The 23,594-nt window shown below is 70.3% G+C and carries 20 protein-coding genes; 1 reads left to right on the forward strand and 19 read right to left on the reverse strand.

The annotated features are described in order from the left end of the window. The 18 genes from AB0I18_RS42750 to AB0I18_RS42835 all read right to left on the reverse strand — a co-directional run. Window positions 1–723: ABC transporter substrate-binding protein (locus AB0I18_RS42750; RefSeq protein WP_363111181.1), on the reverse strand; the 723-nt coding region annotated here is incomplete at its 3' end. A 102-nt stretch (window positions 724–825) separates the two neighbouring features. Next, window positions 826–954, reverse strand: coding sequence for a hypothetical protein (locus tag AB0I18_RS42755; protein ID WP_363111182.1), 129 nt, complete (start codon window positions 952–954; stop codon window positions 826–828). A 2-nt stretch (window positions 955–956) separates the two neighbouring features. Beyond that, on the reverse strand, window positions 957–2,312 hold the full coding sequence (locus tag AB0I18_RS42760; protein WP_363111183.1) for a GTP-binding protein: 1,356 nt from the start codon (window positions 2,310–2,312) through the stop codon (window positions 957–959). A gap of 2 nt (window positions 2,313–2,314) precedes the next feature. Then, window positions 2,315–3,250 (reverse strand): sulfate adenylyltransferase subunit CysD, encoded by a 936-nt coding sequence (cysD, locus tag AB0I18_RS42765; protein WP_363111184.1) that lies wholly within the window; start codon window positions 3,248–3,250, stop codon window positions 2,315–2,317. Further along, on the reverse strand, window positions 3,247–3,783 hold the full coding sequence (gene cysC / locus AB0I18_RS42770) for an adenylyl-sulfate kinase (RefSeq protein WP_363111204.1): 537 nt from the start codon (window positions 3,781–3,783) through the stop codon (window positions 3,247–3,249). The genes cysD and cysC overlap by 4 nt, the downstream gene beginning before the upstream one ends. Window positions 3,784–3,848: 65 nt before the next feature. Beyond that, window positions 3,849–4,595 carry a phosphoadenylyl-sulfate reductase gene (locus tag AB0I18_RS42775; protein WP_363111185.1) on the reverse strand — a complete coding sequence of 249 codons (747 nt, stop codon included), beginning with the start codon at window positions 4,593–4,595 and terminating at the stop codon, window positions 3,849–3,851. After that, a complete protein-coding gene (locus AB0I18_RS42780; protein ID WP_363111186.1) occupies window positions 4,592–4,780 on the reverse strand; it encodes a hypothetical protein in 189 nt (62 codons plus the stop codon). Before AB0I18_RS42780 ends, AB0I18_RS42775 begins: the two co-directional genes overlap by 4 nt. Next, on the reverse strand, window positions 4,777–6,474 hold the full coding sequence (locus AB0I18_RS42785) for a nitrite/sulfite reductase (protein ID WP_363111187.1): 1,698 nt from the start codon (window positions 6,472–6,474) through the stop codon (window positions 4,777–4,779). The genes AB0I18_RS42780 and AB0I18_RS42785 overlap by 4 nt, the downstream gene beginning before the upstream one ends. A 148-nt stretch (window positions 6,475–6,622) precedes the next feature. Then, window positions 6,623–6,706 carry a putative leader peptide gene (locus AB0I18_RS42790; RefSeq protein WP_310591794.1) on the reverse strand — a complete coding sequence of 28 codons (84 nt, stop codon included), beginning with the start codon at window positions 6,704–6,706 and terminating at the stop codon, window positions 6,623–6,625. A 127-nt stretch (window positions 6,707–6,833) separates the two neighbouring features. Further along, window positions 6,834–7,403 (reverse strand): GNAT family N-acetyltransferase, encoded by a 570-nt coding sequence (locus AB0I18_RS42795; protein ID WP_363111188.1) that lies wholly within the window; start codon window positions 7,401–7,403, stop codon window positions 6,834–6,836. A gap of 114 nt (window positions 7,404–7,517) precedes the next feature. Next, window positions 7,518–8,921: a hypothetical protein gene (locus AB0I18_RS42800; RefSeq protein WP_363111189.1), complete on the reverse strand. Its 1,404-nt coding sequence runs from the start codon at window positions 8,919–8,921 to the stop codon at window positions 7,518–7,520. A 232-nt stretch (window positions 8,922–9,153) separates the two neighbouring features. After that, complete coding sequence (locus AB0I18_RS42805) at window positions 9,154–10,443, reverse strand: GAF domain-containing protein (RefSeq protein WP_363111190.1); 1,290 nt, start codon at window positions 10,441–10,443, stop codon at window positions 9,154–9,156. Window positions 10,444–10,768: 325 nt separating this feature from the next. Beyond that, a complete protein-coding gene (locus AB0I18_RS42810) occupies window positions 10,769–12,403 on the reverse strand; it encodes an acyl-CoA dehydrogenase family protein (RefSeq protein WP_363111191.1) in 1,635 nt (544 codons plus the stop codon). A 96-nt stretch (window positions 12,404–12,499) separates the two neighbouring features. Next, entirely contained in the window at window positions 12,500–13,486 is a 987-nt protein-coding gene (gene sbnA, locus AB0I18_RS42815) for a 2,3-diaminopropionate biosynthesis protein SbnA (RefSeq protein ID WP_363111192.1), read from the reverse strand. A gap of 34 nt (window positions 13,487–13,520) precedes the next feature. Next, window positions 13,521–14,615: a 2,3-diaminopropionate biosynthesis protein SbnB gene (gene sbnB / locus AB0I18_RS42820; RefSeq protein ID WP_363111193.1), complete on the reverse strand. Its 1,095-nt coding sequence runs from the start codon at window positions 14,613–14,615 to the stop codon at window positions 13,521–13,523. Continuing rightward, window positions 14,612–15,634: a TauD/TfdA family dioxygenase gene (locus tag AB0I18_RS42825; protein WP_363111194.1), complete on the reverse strand. Its 1,023-nt coding sequence runs from the start codon at window positions 15,632–15,634 to the stop codon at window positions 14,612–14,614. The genes sbnB and AB0I18_RS42825 overlap by 4 nt, the downstream gene beginning before the upstream one ends. Window positions 15,635–15,654: 20 nt before the next feature. Next, the gene (locus AB0I18_RS42830) at window positions 15,655–18,195 is read right to left on the reverse strand and encodes an amino acid adenylation domain-containing protein (protein ID WP_363111195.1); all 2,541 of its coding nucleotides are present in this window, start codon (window positions 18,193–18,195) and stop codon (window positions 15,655–15,657) included. Window positions 18,196–18,206: 11 nt separating this feature from the next. After that, on the reverse strand, window positions 18,207–20,639 hold the full coding sequence (locus AB0I18_RS42835; RefSeq protein WP_363111205.1) for a Pls/PosA family non-ribosomal peptide synthetase: 2,433 nt from the start codon (window positions 20,637–20,639) through the stop codon (window positions 18,207–18,209). 874 nt (window positions 20,640–21,513) lie between these two features. Between AB0I18_RS42835 and AB0I18_RS42840 the strand changes: the two genes are divergently transcribed. Then, window positions 21,514–22,665: a YihY/virulence factor BrkB family protein gene (locus AB0I18_RS42840; RefSeq protein ID WP_363111196.1), complete on the forward strand. Its 1,152-nt coding sequence runs from the start codon at window positions 21,514–21,516 to the stop codon at window positions 22,663–22,665. Window positions 22,666–22,699: 34 nt separating this feature from the next. Here AB0I18_RS42840 and AB0I18_RS42845 read toward each other — a convergent pair whose 3' ends face one another. Then, window positions 22,700–23,536, reverse strand: a complete 837-nt coding sequence (locus tag AB0I18_RS42845; RefSeq protein WP_363111197.1) for an NAD(P)H-binding protein — start codon at window positions 23,534–23,536, stop codon at window positions 22,700–22,702. Between the last annotated feature and the right edge of the window lie 58 nt (window positions 23,537–23,594).

The following is a 23,594-nucleotide window of genomic DNA, read 5'->3' on the forward strand; positions in this document are numbered from 1 at the left end:
CTTGTCCGGCCACAGGTCGGCCTCGTCGAGCAGCACCTTGCCGCCCTCGGCGACCAGCTTGGACGCGGTCGGCTCCGGCACCCAGGCGCCGTCGACGGAGCCGGACCTGTAGGCGTCCGGCGTGATCTTGTTGTCCGTGCGGATCACGGACACATCGCCCTTGCCGCTCTCCGCGTCGACCTGCCAGCCCTGCTCGGTGATCCAGTTGAGGAACGCCACGTCCTGGGTGTTGCCGAGCTGCGGAGTCGCGATCTTCTTGCCCTTGACGTCCTTCAGGGACTTGATCTTCTCCGGGTTGACCACGAGCTTCACACCGCCGGACGCCGAGCCGCCGATGATGCGCAGGCTCTTGCCGTCGGACTTGGCGTAGCCGTTGATCGCCGGGGACGGGCCGATCCAGCCGATGTCGATGGACCCGGAGTTCAGCGCCTCGATCTCGGAGGGCCCGGCGTTGAAGGTCGCGTACTCGGCCTTCGTGGCGCCGAGCTCCTTCTGGAAGATCCCCTCCTGGCGGCCGACCAGCGCGGTGGCGTGGGTCAGGTTCCCGAAGTAGCCGATCTTCACGGTGTCCAGACCGTCGATCTTCTCCGCACCGGCGGCGACCTTGACGGTGTCGTCGTCCGGAGCCTGCGAACCGTAACCGCAGGCGGCGAGGGTGAGGAGCGGCAGCGCGGCAAGGGCGGCGAAGGCGCGCCGGACGGCAGCGGATCGGTTGGCAGGCACGGGAGGGGTTCCTCTCGTTGGCCCGGCGGTCACGGTCTCAGATCGTGGCCGGGAGGTCGGCAGGTTTTCGTCTGTGTGGGGCGCGCCGGCAGTGCGCGTACGTCATCGCGCACATCGCGCCACTCCGCCCTGCCCGCTACCGAGGGCGCCGCTGCCGACGCGGCCGCCCTCTTTCGCGAACGTGGAGTAGAAGTCGGTGGTGGTCGTGGAGGAGAAGCCGGTGGTGGTCATCGTCAGAAGTCCCACCCGTCGTCGTCCGGGTCGGCCTTGACCGGCTCCGGCGAGGCGAAGGACTCGCCGACCATGCCCGCGGTGAGCGTGGTGCCGTCCGCGGGGTCGATCAGGATGAACGAGCCGGTGCGCCGGGAGTCGGCGTACGAGTCGACCGGCAGCGGCTCGGCGGTACGGATCTTGACCCGGCCGATGTCGTTGGCGATCAGCTGCCCGGGGTGCGGGTGCAGGGAGAGGTCGTCGAGGGTCAGCCGGGACGGGATGTCCTTGACGATCGCCTTGACCGTGCGGGTGCCGTGCTTGAGCAGCACCCGGTGGCCGACGGTCAGCGGCGCGTCGGCGACGTGGCAGACGGTCGCCTCGATGTCCTGGGTGGTCGCGGGCGCGTCCTTGCTCGGCACGATCAGGTCGCCGCGGGAGATGTCCACGTCGTCCTCCAGGAGGACGGTCACCGACTGCGTCGTCCAGGCCAGGCCGACCGGCTCGCCCAGCAGGTCGATCCCGGAGATCCGCGACGTACGGCCCGACGGCAGCACGGTGATCTGCTCGCCGACGCGGAACGTGCCGGCCGCGATCTGGCCCGCGTACCCCCGGTAGTCGGGGTGCTCGGCGGTCTGCGGACGGATCACGAACTGCACGGGCAGGCGCGCGTGGCAGGTCGTGAGGTCATGGCTGACCGGGACCGTCTCCAGGTGCTCGAGGAAGGTCGGGCCGCCGTACCAGTCCATGTTCGCGGACGGGTCCACCACGTTGTCCCCGGCGAGCGCCGAGATCGGGATCGCGGTGATCTCGGGGACGCCCAGCTCGGAGGCGTACGCCGTGAACTCCTCGGCGATCGCCGCGAAGACGGACTCCTTGTACTCGACGAGGTCCATCTTGTTGACGGCCAGCACGACGTGCGGGACGCGCAGCAGGGCGGCGATCGCGGCGTGCCGGCGGGTCTGCTCGACAACGCCGTTGCGGGCGTCCACCAGGACCACCGTCAGCTCGGCCGTGGAGGCACCCGTCACCATGTTGCGGGTGTACTGCACGTGGCCGGGCGTGTCGGCGAGGATGAACCGGCGCTTGGCCGTGGCGAAGTAACGGTACGCCACGTCGATCGTGATGCCCTGCTCGCGCTCGGCCCGCAGGCCGTCGGTGAGCAGCGCCAGGTCAGGAGTGTCCTGGCCGCGGCCCAGGGACGCGCGCTCCACGGCCTCCAGCTGGTCGGTGAGGACCGACTTGGAGTCGTGCAGCAGGCGGCCGACCAGGGTGGACTTGCCGTCGTCGACGGAGCCCGCGGTCGCGAAGCGCAGCAGGGTCGTCGCGGACAGCTGCTCGACCGACAGCGGCTCGGTGGGTTCGGTGATGCTGGTCATCTCTAGAAGTACCCCTCGCGCTTGCGGTCTTCCATCGCGGCCTCGGACATCTTGTCGTCGGCGCGGGTGGCGCCCCGCTCGGTGAGCCGGGAGGCGGCGATCTCGGTGATCACGGCTTCGAGCGTGGTCGCGTCCGAGTCGACGGCGCCCGTGCAGGACATGTCGCCCACGGTCCGGTAGCGGACCAGGCGGGTCTGGACGTTCTCGCCGTCCTTGGGACCGCCCCACTCACCGGCCGTCAGCCACATACCGGCCCGCGCGAAGACCTCCCGCTCGTGCGCGAAGTAGATCTGCGGCAGCTCGATGCCCTCGCGGGCGATGTACTGCCACACGTCCAGCTCGGTCCAGTTGGAGAGCGGGAAGACGCGGACGTGCTCGCCGGCCGCGTGCCGGCCGTTGTACAGGTTCCACAGCTCGGGCCGCTGCCGGCGCGGGTCCCATTGCGAGAACTCGTCCCGCAGCGAGAACACCCGCTCCTTGGCCCGCGCCTTCTCCTCGTCCCGGCGCCCGCCGCCGAACACCGCGTCGAACTTCTCGCTCTGGATCTTCTCCGTCAGCGGCACAGTCTGCAGCGGATTGCGCGTCCCGTCCGGACGCTCCCGCAGCACACCCCGGTCGATGTAGTCCTGTACGGAGGCCACATGGAGCCGCAGCCCGTGCTTCTCCACCGTGCGGTCCCGGTACTCCAGGACCTCAGGGAAGTTGTGCCCGGTGTCGACGTGCAGCAGCGAGAAGGGCACCGCCGCCGGGGCGAACGCCTTCAGCGCCAGATGCAGCATGACGATCGAGTCCTTGCCGCCGGAGAAGAGGATCACCGGCCGCTCGAACTCCCCCGCCACCTCACGGAAGATGTGCACCGCCTCGGACTCCAGGGCGTCCAGGTGGCTCAGCGCGTACGGGCTGCCGGTCTCCTCGGAAACGGTGGCGACGGTCGTCATGCGAGACCCCTCTCGGTGAGCAGCGCATGCAGCGCGGCAGCGGACTCCTGCACGGTCTGGGTGTGCGACTCGATCCGCAGATCCGGCGACTCGGGCTCCTCGTACGGGTCGTCGACCCCGGTGAGCCCCGAGATCTCGCCCGCCGCCTGCTTGGCGTACAGACCCTTCACGTCCCGCTCGCTGCACACCTCGACCGGCGTCGCCACGTGCACCTCGATGTACGCGGCCCCGCTGGCCTGGTGGCGCTTGCGCACCGCCTCGCGGCTGTCGGCGTACGGCGCGATCACCGGCACCAGCGTCTTGACGCCGTTACGGGCGAGCAGGTCGGCCAGGAAGCCGACGCGCTGCACGTTCGTGTGCCGGTCCTCGCGGCTGAAGCCGAGCCCCGCCGTCAGGAACGTACGGATCTCGTCGCCGTCGAGCACCTCGACGCGGTGGCCCTCCTGGCGCAGCCGGCCGGCCAGTTCCTGCGCGATGGTGGTCTTGCCGGCGCTCGGCAGACCCGTGAGCCAGATGGTGGCTCCGGTCGTCACTTGCTTCTCCTGGGAGTTCGGGGAGGCGGGGGTCGAGGAGTCCTGGCGGACCTGGGAGTTCGTCATCAGTGCAGCCCGCACTCGGTCTTCGCGCGGCCCGCCCAGCGGCCGGCGCGCGCGTCCTCGCCCTCGAGGACGCGGCGGGTGCAGGGGGCGCAGCCCACGGAGGGGTAGCCGTCCATGAGCAGCGGGTTGGTGAGGACACCGTGCTCGGTGACGTACGCGTCCACGTCGTCCTGGGTCCAGCGGGCGATCGGCGAGATCTTGACCTTGCGGCGCTTCTCGTCCCAGCCGACGACCGGGGTGTTCGCGCGGGTCGGCGACTCGTCGCGGCGCAGTCCTGTCGCCCAGGCGCGGTACCTGGTGAGCCCCTCTTCCAGGGGCTTGACCTTGCGGAGCGCGCAGCACAGGTCAGGGTTGCGGGCGTGCAGCTTCGGCCCGTACTCGGCGTCCTGCTCGGCCACGGTCTGGCGCGGGGTGAGCGTGATGACGTTGACGTCCATCACGGCCTCGACCGCGTCCCGGGTGCCGATGGTCTCCGGGAAGTGGTAGCCGGTGTCGAGGAACACGACGTCCACGCCGGGCATCGCGCGGGAGGCGAGGTGGGCGACCACCGCGTCCTCCATCGAGGAGGTCACGCAGAACTGCTTGCCGAAGGTGTCGGCGGCCCACTGGAGGATCTCGAGGGCGGAGGCGTCCTCGAGGTCGCGGCCCGCCTGCTCGGCGAGCGCCCTGAGCTCCGCGTCCGGATCGGCCGCCGGCTCGGTCTCGGATTCGGTGTCGGTCTGGGTCTCGGTCTGAACTGTCGTCATATCTCGTCCCCTCCCGCGTTGTTGCGCTGAAGCCCCCGGGCGAGGAGCCCGAGGAACTTCAACTGGAAGGCTCGATTGCATGCTCCGCATTCCCACGCGCCGTGACCGCCCTCGGCGGCTTCGCTCGGCCGAAGGTCCTCGTCGCCGCAGTAGGGGCAGTAGAAGGGCGCCGCACGCTCGCTCATGACAGGGCCTCCTCGGAGGCACGCGCGGCCCAGGTGGCGAAGCGCTCGCCGTCCTCGCGCTCCTCCTGGAACCGCTTCAGCACGCGCTCGACGTAGTCCGGCAGCTCGTCCGCGGTGACCTTCAGGCCACGGACCTTGCGGCCGAAGCCGGCCTCGAGACCGAGCGCGCCGCCCAGGTGCACCTGGAAGCCCTCGACCTGGTTGCCCTCGTCGTCCAGGACCAGCTGGCCCTTGAGACCGATGTCCGCGACCTGGATACGGGCGCAGGCGTTCGGGCAGCCGTTGATGTTGATGGTGAGGGGCTCGTCGAACTCGGGGATGCGGCGCTCGAGTTCGTCGATCAGGGACACACCGCGCGCCTTGGTCTCGACGATGGCGAGCTTGCAGTACTCGATGCCGGTGCAGGCCATCGTGCCGCGCCGGAACGGAGACGGCTTGACGCTGAGGCCGAGCGCCTCCAGGCCCTCGGAGAGCGACGCGACCTGGTCCTCTTCCACGTCGAGCACGATCATCTTCTGCTCGACGGTGGTCCGCAGGCGGCCGGAGCCGTGCGCCTCGGCCAGCTCGGCGATCTTGGTGAGGATCGTGCCGTCCACCCGGCCCACGCGCGGGGCGAAGCCGACGTAGTAGCGGCCGTCCTGCTGCCGGTGCACACCGACGTGGTCGCGCCAGCGGGCGACCGGCTGGTCCGGCGCCGGGCCGTCGACCAGCTTCCGCTTGAGGTACTCGTCCTCCAGGACCTGGCGGAACTTCTCGACGCCCCAGTCGGCGACCAGGAACTTCAGGCGGGCGCGGGTGCGCAGCCGCCGGTAGCCGTAGTCGCGGAAGATCGACAGGACGCCCACGTGCACGTCCGCGACCTCGTCCAGCGGGACCCAGGCGCCGAGCCGCTGGCCGATCTTCGGGTTGGTGGAGAGGCCGCCGCCGACCCAGAGGTCGAAGCCGGGGCCGTGCTCCGGGTGGTTCACGCCGACGAAGGCGACGTCGTTGATCTCGTGCGCCACGTCGAGCAGCGGCGAACCGGAGATCGCGGTCTTGAACTTGCGGGGCAGGTTCGAGAACTCCTTGTTGCCGATGACCCGGCGGTGGATCTCCTCGATGGCGGGCGTGCCGTCGATGATCTCGTCCTCGGCGATCCCGGCGACGGGCGAGCCGAGGATGACGCGGGGCGTGTCACCGCAGGCCTCGGTCGTCGAAAGCCCCACGGCTTCGAGCCGCTCCCAGATCTCCGGGACGTCCTCGATGCGGATCCAGTGGTACTGGACGTTCTGCCGGTCGGTGAGGTCGGCGGTGCCGCGCGCGAACTCCTGCGAGATCTCGCCGATGACCCGCAGCTGGTCGGTGGTGAGCCGCCCGCCGTCGATGCGGACGCGCAGCATGAAGTACTCGTCGTCCAGCTCCTCCGGCTCCAGGATCGCGGTCTTGCCGCCGTCGATCCCGGGCTTGCGCTGGGTGTAGAGGCCCCACCAGCGCATCCGGCCGCGCAGGTCGTTGGGGTCGATCGAGTCGAAGCCCCGCTTGGAGTAGATCGTCTCAATGCGCGTCCGCACGTTGAGACCGTCGTCGTCCTTCTTGAACTGCTCGTTGCCGTTGAGCGGGGTGTAGTGACCCACGGCCCACTGACCCTCGCCGCGGTGACGGCTCACCTTGCGGCGCGGCGCGGCGGCAGCGGGATTCTGTGGCGTGGCGGCCATGGTTCTACGTCCTTCGGGACAGGCGGAATGCGGCTCGACCTGCGCGTATGGGCGCATACGGGCATACGCGCGCGTCGTTGCGCAAGGCGAGGCAAAGGGGGATGTCGGTGGTGCTGGGCCCGGGGCGAAAGCCCCTGTCGTCGGCGCCTCAGCGGGCCGGACAGATGGCGCTGGACATGCGGCCGAGGTCGACGTGCCGCCGACTCACCAAGGCAATTCCAGTTCCAGACATGACGGAAGCGTGTCATGGCGATCTGGACACAGTCCAGCTTCGTCCACGATGCGGACACCCTTGTCTCGAAGTGCGAGACAAGGGTGGTGTCGGTCACATGATTCGGTTCGGACCGGGTCTTGCCAGCTCAGCCTGCGTGTGCCCCGGGCCAGGGCCCGGGTGACGTCAGGTCCGGCTCCTCCTCGACCTTGGTGTCGAAGAGCTTGAAGCCGCGGCGCAGGTAGTTGTCCATCGCATGCTCGCCGTCCTTGCTGCATGTATGCAACCAGACCCGCTTCGTCTGCGCCCGCCCGGGCCAGCGGTCGGCCAGGTCCCAGGCCCGCGCCACCCCCTTCGAGAGGAGGTGCCCGCCGATCCGCCGGCCCCGGAAGGCCGGGATCAGGCCGAAGTAGACGATCTCCACGACTCCGTCGTCCTGCGGATCCAGTTGTACGTATCCCGCGGGCGTCCCCCGGTCGTACGCGACCCAGGTCTCGGCGGCCGGCCGGTCCAGGTCCTCCTGCCACTGGGCGTACGTCCAGCCGAGCCGGTCCGTCCAGCGGACGTCGGCGCCGACCGACGCGTACAGGAAGCGGACGAACTCGGGGGAGGGCACCTCGGCGCGGACGATCCGGACGTCACCGTCGGGGGCGGCGGCGGGCAGCTGGTCGGCCGGAGACGTCTGCTCCAGGGACCAAGTGGTGACAGCGATGCTCATACGGCTCAGCGAACCACGAAGGCGGGCGCCGCTCAAAAGCGGGCCCGCCTTCGGTTGGGTGCCCTGTTGACGCCCCAGGTCAGGTGAGTCGGATCACTCCACCGGTGAGCCGGATCACTCCACCGAACTGTCGACCGACGACAGCGGAACCGCGTACAGCACCCGCTCCGGGATCGCGGGCGGCTTCCACTCGTTGTCCTTGTTCGCCGCCCACTCGGTCAGCGTCCACAGCTCGCCGGTCTCCTGCCAGTACGACAGGGACTCGGTGTGCTGGCCCCAGCAGGCGTACGTCTCGCCCGAACCGCACTTCGCGGCCTTGGCGGTGCTCTCGTTCTGCCGCCAGAGCGTGCCGTGTCTGTCGCGGGAGCCCGGCGCGTACCCGGTGTACCAGTTGGCCTCGCTCGCGCCGCTCGGTTTGTACGAGAGCACGCCCTGGACCCCGACGGCCTCGGTCTCGTACACCTCGTCGACGTTGACGTTGTCACTGGAGTTGCTGCCGAGCAGGCCCGTGCGGTCGCTCGCGGTGCTGTAGTAATAGCGCCAGACGCGGGCCGGCTGGGTGCCGCCGGAGCTGAACCACTCGTTGGCGACCAGGCTGTCCGGCGTCGACGTGCGGTCCAGGGAGACGGACGCGAAGCAGGGGACCTTGTCGTCCGTAGTCGCGTCGCACTTGCCGCCGGTGAGGTTGTACGAGCCGATGGCCGGCATCACGTACTGGTAGCCCTTCGCCGACCAGCCGCCGCTCACCTTGCCGACCTCGGAGCTGTTGACGTCGGCCTGCAGGATGCGGTTCATGTCGAAGACGAACAGGGCGTTGTTGTGATCGGCCCCGTTCTTGGCGGTGACTATCAGCTTGTCCTGGTACCAGACCATGCCGCCGAGGTGGGAGCGGACGGCCCCGAAGTCCTTGCCGCCGTCGAGCGGGGCGACCAGCAGGACCCAGCGGTACTTGAGGTTCTTCGGGTCGTTCGCGTCGATGAAGGCGACCCGGGCGAGGCCCTTGTCGTCCGCCGGCTCGCCCGCCTTGTGGTCGTTGTGCGTCCAGCCGGCCAGGATGACCCGGTCGTCGCCCCACTTGCCGTCGTTGTCGGCGTCCCCGGAGGTGGTGACGGACTGGGGCAGCCACTTCTGCGTCGTCGCGTCCCCGCTGTCCCAGCAGTACGCGCGGGTGGCCACGGGCTCGACGGGCAGCGCCGCCGCCTCGGTGCTGTTGCACGCCGCCTTGTTGCGCATCGGGTGGTTGGCGCTCTTGAGGACCGCGTTGACGCCCACGTGCCCGCCCATGCCGCTCTGCAGCGTGTTGAGCGTCGTCTCGCTGACCAGGTTCTCGTGCAGCTGGAGCTTGCCGGTCTCGGACGCCGAGGTGAGCGGCTTCAGCGGACCCGGATTGTCGCTGCCCGCGGCCTGTGAGGTGCTGATGATGGTCGCGGCGGCGGTGAGGGCGAGGGCGGTCCCGGACAGCGCGGCCCGCAGGACGCGCCCCTTGTTCCGGCGGCGGTGTCTGCCTCGTTGCGTCATAGGTCCTCCCGCGTCGGCGGCCAACTGCCTCCGGCGGTTCGGCGGTTGGGGCCGGGGCGGATGTGGGGGGCCGTGGGGAAGATGGTACGTCAGAGGGGGCGAGCCTGGTCGAATACCCGGTAATAGGTAAGAAGTGCGCCACTCTAAGGGCTTACTTCGGCCAGTTGAGAGGCTGCGGGTTGTCTGTGGCTGGTCGCGCAGTTCCCCGCGCCCCTACGGGGCGCCCCCCGTGTTACGCGGCGCTGCGCGCCCTCAGTACCGCCGGAGCCGTCGAGTGGGGGAGTAGGTCCAGTGGGTCGTCCGGCAGGATCACCTGGATCTCCGCGTCCTCGCAGAAACGATACGGCCGGTGTTCCAGGAGGGCCCCCAGATACCGTCGTACGCGCGACATCTCGGCGCGTACCGTCACCGTGCGGGACGGGTCGCCGAACACGTCGTCGGCCAGCCCTGAGGCGCTGCGGCCGGCTCGGTTCAGGGCCAGGAGATAGAGCAACTCGGCATGGCGCGGGCTCAGTTCGTGGGTCCAGGTGCCCGCGCCGCCCGCCACGGCCAGCGACCAGCGGCGTGGCTGTCCCAGGTCCAGCGCGATCCGGGTGGTGCCGCGCGGCGCGGGTTCGTCCTGTCCTCGGTGGGGCCGCACCAGCCAGCCGCCGGGCAGCGGCTCCGCCGAGCACAGGCCGAGCGTCGGCAGCCAGATCCGGTCGGCGCCGACCGTCCGGGGCAGCGCGAGCCGGTCCAGGTGCGGCATGCCGGTGACCGCGGCGGTCCAGCCGTCCTTGTCCACGGCGATCGCGCGGCCCTCGATCCGCGCGAGGATCGGCGCGGCCACCGAACGCAGCCGGTCCAGCGAGGTCAGATGCCGCTCCCGCAACCGAGCCTCGGCGAGCTTGGCCACCGAGCCGACCCAGGCGAGCGTCGCCGGGTGCATCGTCTCCCAGGGCCCGCTGATGTCCACGACACCGAGCAGCCGGCCGTCGCGCGGGTCGGTGATCGGGGCGCCCGTGCAGGTCCAGGTGGCGTGCGAGCGGACGAAGTGCTCGGCGGCGAAGACCTGGACCGGGCGGCGGGCGACCGCCGGGGTGCCGATGCCGTTCGTGCCCACGACGTCCTCGCCCCAGGCCGCGCCTATCTCGAAGCCGAACCCGTCGGCCTTGCGCAGCACGGACCGGCTGCCCTCGCGCCACAGCACGCGGCCCTCCGCGTCCGCCACGACCATGATGTGGTGCGCGACGTCCGCGACCGACAACAGCCCCTCGCGCAGTACCGGAAGGGCGTGCCGCAGCGGCGAGTCGCGCCGCCGCCGCTCGATCTCGTCACGGCCGAGCAGCCCGGCACGGAAGTCGTGGTCGGGGTCGACGCCGCTGCGCAGCATCCGCCCCCAGGACTCCCCGATGACCGGCCGCGGATCGAGCTGGGCGGGCCGGCCGGCCAATGTGGCGTCGCGCACCTCGTCGAGAACCCGTGCTGCCTGCGCGTTGTCCACGGCGGCGAACCGTGTCACGTCCGTCGGCGAGTGCGTCACTGGGTCCTCCCGGAAGGCCTGAGCGGACAACTGGGCCCAGCCGGTCCGGCCGTTGGGTCCCAAGGCCCGTACTGACTGCACGTCTCATAGTGCCGCCTGTCCGTCGCGGAGGGCGATACTCCGCACCCGAAACGGAGATTCCGCGCAGTGCGCGAAGAGGTTGCAACCCCCTGCAACCCTGGTGAACTCCCCTGGTGTGGCCCGAAACTTGGCGCAACGCCGCCCTGCGCGGTGTGAGTGCTCCGCTTCTTGGGGCCACAACCGGGGGTGGTGCCGTGTCGGCGCAGCACCACCCCCGTTCCCTGCCCGTAGGGCGTGTTGCGCCCTAGGAAACCGGCCGCGCCCGCTCCACCACGGAGCCCAGGTCCAGGCTGTGCGGCAGGGTCCCGAACGCCGATCCCCAGTCCCCGCCGAGGCGTGACGCGCAGAACGCGTCGGCGACCTCCGGCGGCGCGAACCGGACCAGCAGCGAGCCCTGGAGCACCAGCGCGATCCGCTCAACCACGCGCCGGGCGCGCCCCTCGATGCCCTCCAGGTCGGCGAGTTCGGTGAGCAGGTTCTTGATCGCGCCGTCCAGCCGGTGATCGGCGCCGCGGGCCCGGCCGACCTCCTGGAGGTACGCGTTCAGCGCCTGCGGCTCCCGCTGGAGCGCCCGCAGCACGTCGAGGGCCTGGACGTTGCCCGCGCCCTCCCAGATGGAGTTGAGCGGCGACTCGCGCAGCAGCCGCGGCATCCCGGACTCCTCGACGTACCCGTTGCCGCCCAGACACTCCAGGGCCTCCACCGCCACCGGCGTACACCGCTTGGTCACCCAGTACTTGGCGGCCGGCACCGCGAGCCGCAGGAAGGCCCGCTCCTGCTCACTGCCGTCGTCGTACGCGGCGGCAAGGCGCAGCGCCAGCGTCGTGGCGGCCTCCGACTCCAGGGCCAGGTCCGCCAGGACGTTCCTCATCAGCGGCTTGTCGATCAGCGTGCCGCCGAACGCCTCGCGGTACGTGCAGTGGTGCACGGCCTGCGCGACGGCCTGCCGCATCAGCGCGGCCGAGCCGAGCACACAGTCGAGGCGGGTCGCCGCGACCATCTCGATGATGGTGCGCACCCCGCGCCCCTCGTCCCCGACCCGGCGCGCCCAGGTCCCGTCGAACTCGACCTCGCTCGACGCGTTCGACCGGTTGCCCAGCTTGTCCTTGAGCCGCTGGATACGGAACACGTTGCGGGTGTCGTCCTCCAGAACGCGGGGGACGAGAAAACAGGTGAGCCCGCCCGGAGCCTGCGCCAGCACCAGGAACCCGTCCGACATCGGCGCCGAACAGAACCACTTGTGGCCCGTCAGCTCGTACGTCCCGTCCTCGGCGAGCGCTCGCGCGGAGGTCGTGTTGGCTCGTACGTCGCTGCCGCCCTGCTTCTCCGTCATGCCCATCCCGAAGAGCACGCCGGCCTTCTGATCGGCGGGCCGCAGCCCCTGGTCGTAGACGGTGGACGTGAGCCTGGGCTCCCACTCGGCGGCCAGCGCCGGGTCCGTGCGCAGCGCCGGCACCGCCGCGTGCGTCATCGACAGCGGACAGCCGTTGCCCGCCTCGACCTGCGACCAGACCAGGAAGCCGGCCGCGCGCCGCACATGCCCGCCGGGCCGCGCCCACGCCGCCGTCAGGCCCGCGGACACCCCCTTGCCGAGCAGCCGGTGCCAGGACGGATGGAAGTCGACCTCGTCGACGCGGTGGCCGTACCGGTCGTGGGTGCGCAGTTTGGGCGGGTTCTCGTTGGCGAGCGCACCCCACTCCTGGACCTGCGCCGAGCCGGACGTACGGCCGAGGGCCGACAACTCGGCGCGCGCCTCGTCGAGGAGCGGTGGATCGAGATGCCGGTCGACGGCCTCCACGAGGGCCCGGTCGGCGGTGAAGACGTCATAGCCGACCAGGGGCGGAGGCTGGTTGGACACGGTGTGGGTGGAGGCTGCCATATCTGGAACCTACCCCTCGGTACGGGGATGTTCACCGAATCACCGGCCACAGCACCGGGGCAGACGCTCCCGGTGCTCGCGGTGGTGCGGTCGGGCTCACCCCGAGAGGGTGGCCAGCTCGTCGGGGTCGAGGGTGTCCTCGCCGTGGAGCTCCTGCTCCTCCAGCCAGTTGGTGCGGTAGACGGTGTCGAGGTAGCGGTCGCCGAGGTCCGGGGCGATCGCCACCGCCGTGAGGTCCCGCCGGTCGGGCCGGGCCAGCCACTGGGTCGCGCCGCTGACGACCGTGCCGGTGGAGCCGCCGAACAGGAACCCCCGGCGGGCCAGCCGGCGGCAGGTGCGGACGGCGTCCGGCTCCTCGACGTGTACCACCTCGTCCACGTAGGTGGCGTCGAGCAGCTGCGGACGCACGCTCGTGCCCAGGCCGGGAATCATCCGGGGCCCCGGATCCCCGCCGAAGGTCACCGAGCCGACGCTGTCCACCGCGACGATCCGCACCCGGCGGTTCCACTGCCAGAACCAGCGCGCGCAGCCCATCAGGGTCCCGGTGGTGCCGGCCCCGACGAACAGCACGTCCAGGCGCGGGAACCGGCGGGCGATGGCGGGCGCCGTCGTGCGGTAGTGCGCCCGCCAGTTGCTCTGGTTGGCGTACTGGTTGAGCCACACGAACCGGTCGTCGGAGGCGCACAGCGCGCGGACGTAGGCGATCCGGGCCCCCAGGTAGCCCCCGCTCGCGTCCGGCTCGTCGATGACGTGCACCCGGCTCCCCAGCGTCTCCATCAGCCGCCTGGCCGGAAGGTTGCAGCGGGCGTCGGTCACACACAGGAACCCGTAGCCCCTGCTCGCGGCGATCATGCTCAGTGCCACGCCGAGGTTGCCGGACGAGGACTCGACCAGGACGGACCCCGGCCGGAGGATCCCGTCCCGTTCGGCGGCATCCACCATCTCGGTCGCGGCCTTCAGTTTGATCGAGCCTGCGAAGTTGAAGCCCTCGCACTTCAGGAAGAGGGGAAGCCCCAGGGTCGCCCGAAGGTCGACGTAGAGCTCCTCCTCGTTGAAATCCGTGGGATCGGAAATAACTGGCATGACGCCCCCTTGTCTACGGCACGGTGCGCGATGGTCATCCGTACCGGCGCAACTCGTGGAAAAAGTCGTCGACGACCCGGAGCTCGCCGCGGCGGGCCACTTCGTCATGGACGAACCTGCCGACCGCGAGGTCGAGCACCCCGAGGCCGAAGGGTGAGAACACCACCGGCCGGTCCGTCGGCACCGTCGCCCGCCCGGTCAGCACGTCGTCGAGCGTGCCGTCCAGGAAGTCCCGGCCGCCGGTGAGCCGTTCGGCCAGATGCGGTGAGGTCTCGGCCTTCAGGCAGTGCTCGACGTCGTCGACGAAGTTCGCCGAGGCGAGCAGGATCTCGGGCGCGAGGTCGCGCAGCGACACGTGCAGCACCAGTGGGTTGTGCGCGAACCACTTCGGTTCGTGGACGTGCGGCCGGGCGGCGACGGTGGCGAAGACCAGCAGGTCGCTGGAGCGGACCAGTTCCTCGGCACTGTCGTGCACGGTGATCCGGCCGCCCGCGCCGGTCCGCTCCAGGTAGCCGCGGAAGCCGGCCGCGCTGTCGGCGGACAGGTCGTGCACCCCGGTCTCCTCGAACGACCATCCGGTGGCGCTCAGATACGTGTGGATGTAGCGGGCGATCAGGCCCGTCCCGACGAACCCGACGCGCCTCGGGCGCTCCCGGCCGTCGCTGAGCCGGTCCGCCGCCAGCGCCGCCGAGGCCGCCGTCCTGGTGGCGCTGATGACTGAGCTCTCCAAGCAGGCGAACGGATAGCCCGTGTCGTGGTCGTTGAGGATCAGTACGGCCGAGGCCCGCGGGATACCGGCCGCCGTGTTCTCGGGAAAGCTGGAGATCCATTTCAGGCCGTCGACCCGCACCTGTCCGCCGATCGAGGCGGGCAGCGCGATGATCCGGGACGACGGGCGGTCCGGGAAACGCAGGAAGTACGACGGCGGGTTCACCGAGTCACCGGCGCCGTGCAGCCGGTAGACGGCCTCTACGAGGTCGACGACCTCCCGCTCGCGCCCGTGCAGGGCCTCCTGGACCTGGGCGCCGGAAACGACGGCGAACGACGGCACGGTGACCGCCTCGGGCGCCGCGGAGGGGTCCGGGGCCGGGTTCGGGGTCGGGTCCGGGGTGGGACGTGTGGCGGTCATGAGGCGGCCACCTCGACGGTCGGCGAGCAGTCGGCCAGGCGCACCGGATCGCCCAGCGCGGCGAGCACCTCGCGCGGGCCCTCGAAGGGCTCCCTGCTGTGCGCGGTGCGGACGTTGTCGACGAGCATCAGGTCGCCGGTCTGCCACGGCTCGCGCACGGTGTGGGCCTCGTACACCTCGTTGATCAGCCGGACGACGTCCTCGCCGATCGGATCGCCGCCCCCGAAGCGGGTGTTGAAGGGCAGTCCGTCGGGGCCGTAGACGTCCACCAGGTACTCGTGCACCTCGGGGTCCATCGTCCACTCGTTGAGGAACGCGATCTGGTTGAACCAGCAGCGTCGGCCGGTGACCGGGTGGTGGACCACGGCGCTGCGGCGCTGCCTGGTGCACAGTCCGCCGTCGGGCTGCCAGGTGAACTCGATCGCGTGGGTGCGGCAGTAGTTCTCGACGGCCGCGCGGTCGTCCGTGCCGAACGCCTCGGCGACCGACGCCCCGATCTCGTCGTTGTACGTACGGGTGAGCAGCCAGCCCTCCCGCTCGAACCGGCCGGTCAGCTCGGCGGGCAGCGCGTCGAGCACGTCCGTCGCGTCGGCCACCGCGGTCGCCCCGCCCTCGGCGGGCGCGTCGAGGCAGGCGAACAGCATCAACGCGGGGAACTCAAGCGCGTAACTCAGCTCGTGGTGCATGCACATCTGCTGGTTCGGCGGCCACTTGGAGGAGGAGTACACGCCGTCGGAGTAGGTCCGCCGGGGCGCGAAGGACTCCTTGTCCGCCATCAGGCCGTGGGTCAGCCGCCGGAAGACGGCACCGGTGGTGTCCGGGTCGCGCAGTCCGAGGCCGCGGACCAGGACGCTGCCGTGCTCGGCGACGACGGCACGCAGCGCGTCCCGGTGCTCGCCCGCCCAGCCCGCCGTGTCGCCGGTGGCCTCGGTGTGCAGGATCGGGGGCTTGCCGGGGAGCAGGTCGACGTCGTGCGACAGCGTGGAGAAGCGCGAAGAGGTGGAAGGTGAGGACGACATTTCGGTCTTCCTTTCGGTTTCTACTGAGTGAGCGGTCGGTCGGCCGGTTCTTCGAGCAGAGCGGCCAGATCCGCGAGGACCGGGAGGCGTGTGACGTCCTTCAGGGAGATCGCGCGGTCGAGGGCGATCGCCAGCTTCACCGCCGACAGGGAGGTGCCGCCCCGGTCGAAGAAATGGTCCAGGCGGCCGATCCGGTCCTGGGGAATGCCGAGCACCTCGGCCCACGCGGCAGCCATGCGCCGCTCACCCGGTGTGCCGGGCGCGCGGAGACCGACCTCGACGGCGTCGGACTCCTCGGCGGCGTCGACCTCCTCGGCGAGCGCGGTGAGCGTCTTCCGGTCGGTCTTGCCGTTGGCGGTCAGCGGCAGGCTCTCGCGCCAGTGGACGGCCGAGGGAACCATGTACACGGGCAGCGACCGGGCCAGCCACTCCCGCGGGAGGTCCGCCTCCACCGGTTCCCGGCCGGCGCAGAAGGCCACCAGACGCGCGCCCCGGGCGACCACCACCGCACAGTCCCGGACACCGGGCACCCGCAGCAGCGCGTTCTCGATCTCGCCGATCTCGATGCGGAAGCCGCGGAGCTTCACCTGGGTGTCCCGGCGGCCGAGGAACTCCAGCTTGCCCTCGGGCAGCCAGCGGCCGTGGTCGCCGCTGCGGTACAGCCGCTCGCCCGCGCGGTGCGGATCCGTGGTGAAGGCCTGCCGGGTGCGCTCGGGGTCGTTGACGTACCCGCGGCCGACGCAGACCCCGGAGAAGACGATCTCGCCGGGGGCGCCGAGCGGCACCGGCGACAGCCGCTCGTCGACGACGTAGACGCGCACGTTGTCGACGGGACGGCCGAGCGGCACCCGTGCCCGGTCCGGCACCCGGTCCATGACCTCGTGGTTGGTGTCGTCCGAGGTCTCGGTCAGCCCGTACGCGTTGACCAGCCTGATGCCCGGCTCGGCCGCGAACCAGCGCTGTACGAGCTCCTTCTTCACCGCCTCCCCGGTGACCGACACGCAGTGCAGGTCCGGCAGTTCGCGGGGGTGCTGCTCCAGCTGGGACAGCACGGCTTCGAGGTACGACGGCACCACCTGGAGCACGCAGGCCCGGCCGCGGACGACGGTGTCGACGAACCGCGGGACGTCCAGGATCGCCTCCTGCTCGACGAGCAGGGTGCGGCCGCCGACCAGGAGCGCGGAGACCAGCTGCCACAGCGAGATGTCGAAGCACTGGGGCGCGGTCTGGGCGACCACCTGGCCCTCGCCGATCCCGAGATCGTCGATCTTGGCCCGCACGTGGTTGAGGAAGCCCGCGTGCTCGCACATCGCGCCCTTGGGCTCGCCGGTGGAGCCGGAGGTGAAGTAGATGTAGGCGAGTTGGTCCGCCGTGACGGCGACGCCGAGGTCGTCGTCGGCGTGGCCCTCGGCTTGGACCGCGTCGACGTACAGCTTCTGTACGTTCCGCTTCTGTACGTTCCGCAGGTCGACGAGGGCCTTGTCGAGCGTGGCGGTGCTGCCCTGTTCGGTCAGCACGAGTGCGCAGTCGGCGCGGGAGAGCGTGGTCGCGATGCGTTCGGCGGGGAAGTGCGGCTCGACGGGCAGATATACACCGCCCGCCTTGAAGACCGCGAGGACGGCGGCCATCCAGTCCAGGTTGCGCTCGGTCACCACGGCGACCACGCCTTCGCGGCGCAGGCCCTGGGCGAGCAGGGCCCGACCCAGCTGATTGGCACGGGAGTTGAGCTCCCGGTACGTCCACTGCCGGTCGCCCCGGACGGCCGCGACGGCGTCCGGGTGGGTCCTGACCCGCTCCTCGAACAGCTCGTGGACCCGGCGGTCCGGCAGTTCCCGGTGCGGTCCTGCGAGTCCTTCGAGCTGGAAACGGAGTTCCTCGGCGGACAGCAGGCTCTGTCCGGCGTGCTCGGCGCCCGGGTCGGCGGCGATCAGGGTGAGCGCGGTGAGGTGATAACCGGCGATCCTGGCGGCGCAGTCCGCGTCGAGTACGTCGGTGCGGTACCGCAGCCGCAGGACGAGCCGGCCGGCGTCCTCCCCGACCCCCACGTGCAGCACGGTGTCCTCGGCGAGGTCACCTGCTGTGGGGTCGTCTGCCGTGAGGCCGCCTGCCGTGGGGTCGAGCACGGTCTCGAACGGCGGCCCGGTCAGGCCCAGTTCGCCGCGCAGGACGTCCACGGGGAAGTCGTGGTGCCGCCGCAGTTCCGCCTCGGTGTCACGGGCGTGCAGCAGCAGCTTCCGCCATGAGCCGGAGTCGGTGTCCAGCCGGCAGGGCAGCGGCCGGGTGCCCGCCGGGACGACGTAACCGGTGGTGATCTCGTGCTCGCCGCCGAGTCCGGCCAGCACCTTGGCGTGTGCGGCCAACAGCACGGAACTCAGCGGCACTTCGAGCCGCCCGAGGGCCGCCGCCAGCTCGCCGGGGATCGCTGTTTGGTGCGTGGCGACGCCCGGCATCGGATCCGCGTCCGCCGGTGTCCATCGCGGGACGCTCGTCGGACCGCCGGCCAGGAGCACATCACGCCAGTACGTCCGAGTGGCCTCGGCTGTCGTTTCCATCGTTTCCATCGGTCTCCCCCTCACCGTCGCCGCAGAGCGACTGCCGGATTGCCGCCCCAGTTCGCGTACCGCGGAAGCTCTTCGCCCTTCATGAGGAAGGAGTCCGCGGCGAGTACCGCGCCGTCTCCCATCGACGACCCGTAGTGGACCAGCGAGTTGACGCCGAGGGTGCAGCCCTCGCCGATCGTGATGTGGTCGGACTTGAAGGTGCCGTCCTCCTGCGAGTGGGACTGGATCGTGCTGTGCGCGTTGAGCGTGCAGTCGCTGCCGATGGCGGCGAGCGTCCGCTCGGTGATGGAGCAGCCGTCGTCGAAGACCCTGCGGCCGATCCGGACACCCAGCAGCCGCCAGATCACGTTCTTGAACGGTGTCCCGTTGAGCACCTTGACCGCGCCTTCCGGCACCTTCCACAGGCGCTCCTGGCGCCAGAAGACCGGGTCGTAGATGGAGCACAGCCGCGGCCGCAGCGGGCGGAACCTCGTCAGGCAGCGTTCCACCAGGACGAAGTAGCCGACGGTGAACACGACGCCGAGGGCCAGGGACGCGCCGACCACCGCGCCTCCGGCGGCGCCGTGCGTGCCGTACAGGTCATAGGCCGCGAAGCCGATCACCGTGAGCATGAAGGAGTGCAGCCACCGTACGAACAGGAACAGTCCGATCGTGCGGAGGTTGTACCGGTTCTTCGCGGCGAGGCGGCGGCGCAGCTCGTCCCCCTCGCGGAGGTGGTCGAACCGGGTGTCGCGCTCCACCGTCCGGGGAATCTCGAAGGGCGGCGAGCCGAGCAGGCCCACCCCCTCGCGGACCTCGCCGTCGAGCGGGACCATCACCTTCGTCGCCAGCAGGCAGTTCTCGCCCGTCCTGCCCCCCGAGGGATAGGCGATGGCGTTCCCGAGGAAGTTGTGGGCCCCGATCGACGCCTGGGAGACCCGGAAGGACGTCCCGGAGAAGTCGGCGTTGATGACGGACAGCCCGTCGGCGACCATCGTTCCGCTGCCGACGGAGGCCAGATACGGGGTCTCGTGCTGCACCTGCGTACCGAAGTTCGACCCGGTCTGCTCGACGTGGGAGAGGTCGTACCCGATGGCCCGCAGGTAGTGGACGATGTACGAGCTGTCGCCGCAGAGCCACTTGAAGAACTTGATGTTGGTCATGCGGGTGATCGCGCGCTGCACCGAGTAGTGGAAGCCGTACAGCGGATAGACCTTGTCCGGTTCGATCAGCAGGTTCAGCAGTCGCGGGACGACGGACACGGTGAGGAAGCCGACCACGACGAGGCCGAGGAAGAGCGCCAGGGACAGGCCCAGTGCCTCGGCGTAGAACCCCGCCGACGTGATGTTCTGCGTGTCCGGGGCGAGCAGGGTGTCCAGCGCGGGTGCCTCGGACAGCAGCATGTACATGCCCCCGAAGGTGAGCGGCAGGTACAGGAAGAGCAGTTGGAGCAGGCTGACGAGGCCGTAGCCGGCCCGGCGCAGGGTGCCGCAGTCCGCCGGTGCGACCCGTACGTGGTCCACCTCCGTGCGCTCGGCGGGGGAGCCGTGCCACCGCTGCCCGGCCGGCACGGCGACGCCCGTGTGCAGCGCGGACGAGTGGCCGAGCTGCGACCCGTCGCCCATCGACGTACCGATTTCGAGCACGGTCTTCTCGCCGACGAAGACATCCCTGCCGAGGGTGACGGGTCCGGTCCGGATCCGCCCGGCGTGTGCCTGGTAGCAGAGGAAGAAGGAGTCCTTGCGGATCACCGTGCCGGCTCCGACGGTGAGCAGGTCGGTGCAGACCGGGACGGTGTGGGAGAGGATCGTGACACCTTTGCCGATCCGTGCGCCGAGGGCCCGCAGGTACAGCACGTACAGCGGGTTGCCGGCGAACAGGACCATCGGGTTGGCGTTGAGCAGCGCCTTCACGGTCCAGAAGCGCAGATAGGCGAGGCCCCAGACGGGGAACTCGCCGGGCTTCCACCGGCCGACGAGAACCCACTTGGCCACCACCGGCAGGGTGCAGACGCCGATGAACGCGGCACCGCCGAAGACGGCCGACCGCAGGTAGATGTCGGCCGCACCCGAGCCGGCGGAGATCCACTCGTAGCCCCGGGCCGTGACGAGTCCGGCGAGTACGCAGTACGCGGCGAAGACCAGGAGCTGCACCGCTCCGCAGAGGACGTATCGCACGCTGCTGCTCGGTTCGGGAGCCCCGGCCGGCACCACGACGGGCGCCTCCACCGGGACCTCCGCGAGCGCCGCCGACAGGCCGCGGATCGTCGGATGCCCGTAGACGTCCCTCATCGACACCGGCGGCAGGTCGTCCCGCTTCCTGACCCGTGCGCAGAAGTGGGCCATCACCAGCGAGTTGGCACCGAGGTCGTCGAAGAAGTGGCCGTCCACCGGCACCGCTTCGACCTTCATGACCCCGGCCAGCACCTCGGCGAGGACCCGCTCGGTGCCGGTGCCCTGGGTGATCGGGGACGCGGCCGGGTCGGCCGTGGCGACTTCGCCGGGTTTTACCACCACTTGATCTCCTTGGTGCCGATGATCGGAACGTGCGGACTGTTCGGCGGGCGGGCGGACCTGGAGGGGCGGGGAAGGTATACGACTCAGCGGATGTGGAGTCGGCATCGGATCGATGACCTCGTCAATCGGTTGGGGCGGCCTGGGTCAGGATAAAAGGGCATGGAATTCTCCAGAAAGGAATACGGTGGATTCGCGCCACGTGTTCACGGCGAAACCGAATCCAGGACGGGTCGGTAAACGTGTGTGGCCCGAGTGGTTTCGGGGTGCCGGAATGACATCTGAGGATTGGTTGTTCAACGGGTGCGTGAAGTGACCGCGTGGAATTGCACAGCGTGCAGCACGACGATGATCCGCACGGTTCCCCCGCGGATCACGGGCAACGCGGTATGAGCGGGCCCTTCTGGGCGCCCTTGATGTCCCCCGTGTCGTGGTGCCTGCGTCTCTTTACGCAGTGGAATGTAATCAGGATTCTTTCGGTGAGCTCGTGAACGGGTCAAGTGCGACCGGGTCAGTGTCTCTTTCCTGTTACAGGGTCACGGCCGCGTTCGGCGGCTGTTACTGACCGTTGCGCCCATCTCACCGGGGAACTTTATGCGATACCGACACAATCGTCATCTGGTATTCCGCTTCTGTGTCACGAAGGATTCCGATGTTGAGGGCATGACACAAATGGCGGCAGATTTATTCGATCAGTTTCCGCTGGGTTTCATTTGATTTCCGGCACGTTACGTGACCACAGGGAAGGGAGTGGCGCACCGTCGCACCGCCCCGGCCGCGGCACCGCAGGGTAAGCGCGGCCCCGAACTGCCGATACCGTTGAGAGGTGCAGGCAGCAAGTGAACAAGCCGAGAGCCCCAGCGGCCGACTCCACCGGGCGCGTGCCCTCTACCGGAACGTGTCGAAGCGCAGGACCGCCTGGCTGCTGGTCAAGGACACCGTCAACTCGTGCATCGAGTACCGGATCCTGGGACTGGCGGCGGAGGCGGCGTTCTTCACGCTGCTGTCCGTGCCACCGCTGCTGCTGAGCATGCTCGGGCTGCTGGTCTACGTCGACGCGTGGACCGGCGCCGACACCATCGCCAGCGTGGAGACCAACATCCTGGAGGCGTCCCGGACCATCCTGACCGACAAGGGCGTCACACAGATCGCCGAGCCCGTCCTGCACGACGTGATGGAGGGCGGCCGTCCCGACGTCATCTCGCTCGGCTTCCTGTTCGCCCTGTGGTCCGGCTCGCGCGCGGTGAACGTCTTCATCGACACCATCACAGTGATGTACGGCCTCGACGGGATGCGCGGCATCGTCAAGACCCGCCTCGTGGCCTTCGCGCTCTTCCTCGCGGCGCTGCTGATCGGCTCCGTCGCGCTGCCGCTCATGGTCGCGGGCCCGGACGCCGTGGTGGACATCGTGCCGTGGTCGGAGACCGTGGTGCAGGTGCTGTACTGGCCCGTCGTCATCGTGCTGTCCATCGCCTTCCTGACGACGCTGTACCACGTGTCAGTGCCGGTGCGTTCACCGTGGGTCGAGGACGTGCCCGGCGCGCTGATGGCGCTCGCCATGTGGGTGCTGGGCAGCTTCCTGCTGCGCATCTACCTGACCAACACGGTCGAGGGCCCCACCATCTACGGCTCCCTCGCCGCGCCCGTCGCCGTACTGCTGTGGATCGGCGTCTCCGCCTTCGCGGTCCTGGCGGGCGCCGCGGTCAACGCCGCCATCGACCGGGTCTGGCCGGCCGCCGCCACCGCCGCCGCGCGCGCCATCAACGAGCGGCTGCGCGAGGAGCAGGCCGCCGACCTCGTGGCCCGCGCCGCGGCGGCCCGGGCCGCCGACCCCGAGGACCTGAACGACCCCGACATGCCCTCCGAGTTCCCGGAACGCTGGTCCCGCTTCCTCCCCCCGGAGGACCTCACCGCCCGGCTGCGCACCCACGCCAAGAGCACCCCGAAGAACGGCGACGAGCCGCCCCGGTCCGACTAGGGCTTGCGTCGGACCGGGGCGGCTCGTCCCGCCGCTACGGCTTCCACACGCCCGTCGCCGCGTGCTCCCGGGCGAAGTCCGTGAAGTCGCGCGGGGCGCGGCCCAGGACCTGCCGGACGACGTCGGTGGTACGCGAGTCGCCGCCGCCGAGCAGCCCCTCGAAGACCTCCACCATGAACGCGACCTCCTCGGCCGGCAGCCCGAACTCGGCCAGCATGGCGCCGTACTCCTTCCCCGACACCGGCACGTACCGGATCTCCCGGCCCGCCGCCGCGGAGATCTCCGCCATCGCCTCGCGGAAGGACAGCAGCCGCGGCCCCGTGATCTCCAGGGCCCGTCCGGCGTACGAGGAGTCCGTCAGCGCCTTCACCACGACGTCCGCGATGTCGCGCGTGTCGATGAATGGCACCCGCACCTCGCCCGCCGGAAAGACGAACTCGCCGCCGCGCACGCCCTCCAGCAGCAGCCCCTCGCTGAAGTTCTGGCAGAACCAGTCGGCCTGCACGACCGTCCACTCGGCCCCCGACTCGCGCAGCGCCCGCTCCGTCGGCTCCGCCTGACGCTCACCGCGCGCCGACAGCATCACCAGGCGGCGTACGCCGAGCTCCTGAGCCCGCCGGGCGAAGGCGGCGATGTTCTCGGCCGCGCCCGGCGCACCGATGTCCGGCGTGTACGCGAGATACGCCGCGTCGGCGCCGCGCAGCGCCTCGTCCCACGTCGAGGAGTCGTACCAGTCGAAGCGCACCTCGCCACCGCGTGAAGCGGCCCGTACGCCGAGTCCGGCGGCCTTCGCCGCTTCCGCCACCTGGCGCCCCGTCTTGCCCGAGGCCCCCGTCACCAACACCGTCTCGATCTGCGTCTTTTCCGTCATGAGCCCAGTCAACTGCCGCACGCTGCAGGGGAACATCGCTGAACCTCTCGTTCCCATA

This window comes from Streptomyces sp. NPDC050704 (assembly GCF_040654355.1).
Lineage (GTDB): Bacteria > Actinomycetota > Actinomycetes > Streptomycetales > Streptomycetaceae > Streptomyces.

Coding starts and splice junctions, on each gene's coding strand:
- AB0I18_RS42760 (WP_363111183.1), bottom strand. CDS start 2,312: ATGACCAGCATCACCGAACCCACCGAGCCGCTGTCGGTCGAGCAGCTG.
- AB0I18_RS42785 (WP_363111187.1), bottom strand. CDS start 6,474: ATGGCCGCCACGCCACAGAATCCCGCTGCCGCCGCGCCGCGCCGCAAG.
- AB0I18_RS42755 (WP_363111182.1), bottom strand. CDS start 954: ATGACCACCACCGGCTTCTCCTCCACGACCACCACCGACTTCTACTCC.
- AB0I18_RS42790 (WP_310591794.1), bottom strand. CDS start 6,706: ATGTCTGGAACTGGAATTGCCTTGGTGAGTCGGCGGCACGTCGACCTC.
- AB0I18_RS42800 (WP_363111189.1), bottom strand. CDS start 8,921: ATGACGCAACGAGGCAGACACCGCCGCCGGAACAAGGGGCGCGTCCTG.
- AB0I18_RS42810 (WP_363111191.1), bottom strand. CDS start 12,403: ATGGCAGCCTCCACCCACACCGTGTCCAACCAGCCTCCGCCCCTGGTC.
- sbnA (WP_363111192.1), bottom strand. CDS start 13,486: ATGCCAGTTATTTCCGATCCCACGGATTTCAACGAGGAGGAGCTCTAC.
- AB0I18_RS42795 (WP_363111188.1), bottom strand. CDS start 7,403: ATGAGCATCGCTGTCACCACTTGGTCCCTGGAGCAGACGTCTCCGGCC.
- AB0I18_RS42830 (WP_363111195.1), bottom strand. CDS start 18,195: ATGGAAACGATGGAAACGACAGCCGAGGCCACTCGGACGTACTGGCGT.
- AB0I18_RS42775 (WP_363111185.1), bottom strand. CDS start 4,595: ATGACGACAGTTCAGACCGAGACCCAGACCGACACCGAATCCGAGACC.
- cysD (WP_363111184.1), bottom strand. CDS start 3,250: ATGACGACCGTCGCCACCGTTTCCGAGGAGACCGGCAGCCCGTACGCG.
- AB0I18_RS42845 (WP_363111197.1), bottom strand. CDS start 23,536: ATGACGGAAAAGACGCAGATCGAGACGGTGTTGGTGACGGGGGCCTCG.
- AB0I18_RS42825 (WP_363111194.1), bottom strand. CDS start 15,634: ATGTCGTCCTCACCTTCCACCTCTTCGCGCTTCTCCACGCTGTCGCAC.
- sbnB (WP_363111193.1), bottom strand. CDS start 14,615: ATGACCGCCACACGTCCCACCCCGGACCCGACCCCGAACCCGGCCCCG.
- AB0I18_RS42780 (WP_363111186.1), bottom strand. CDS start 4,780: ATGAGCGAGCGTGCGGCGCCCTTCTACTGCCCCTACTGCGGCGACGAG.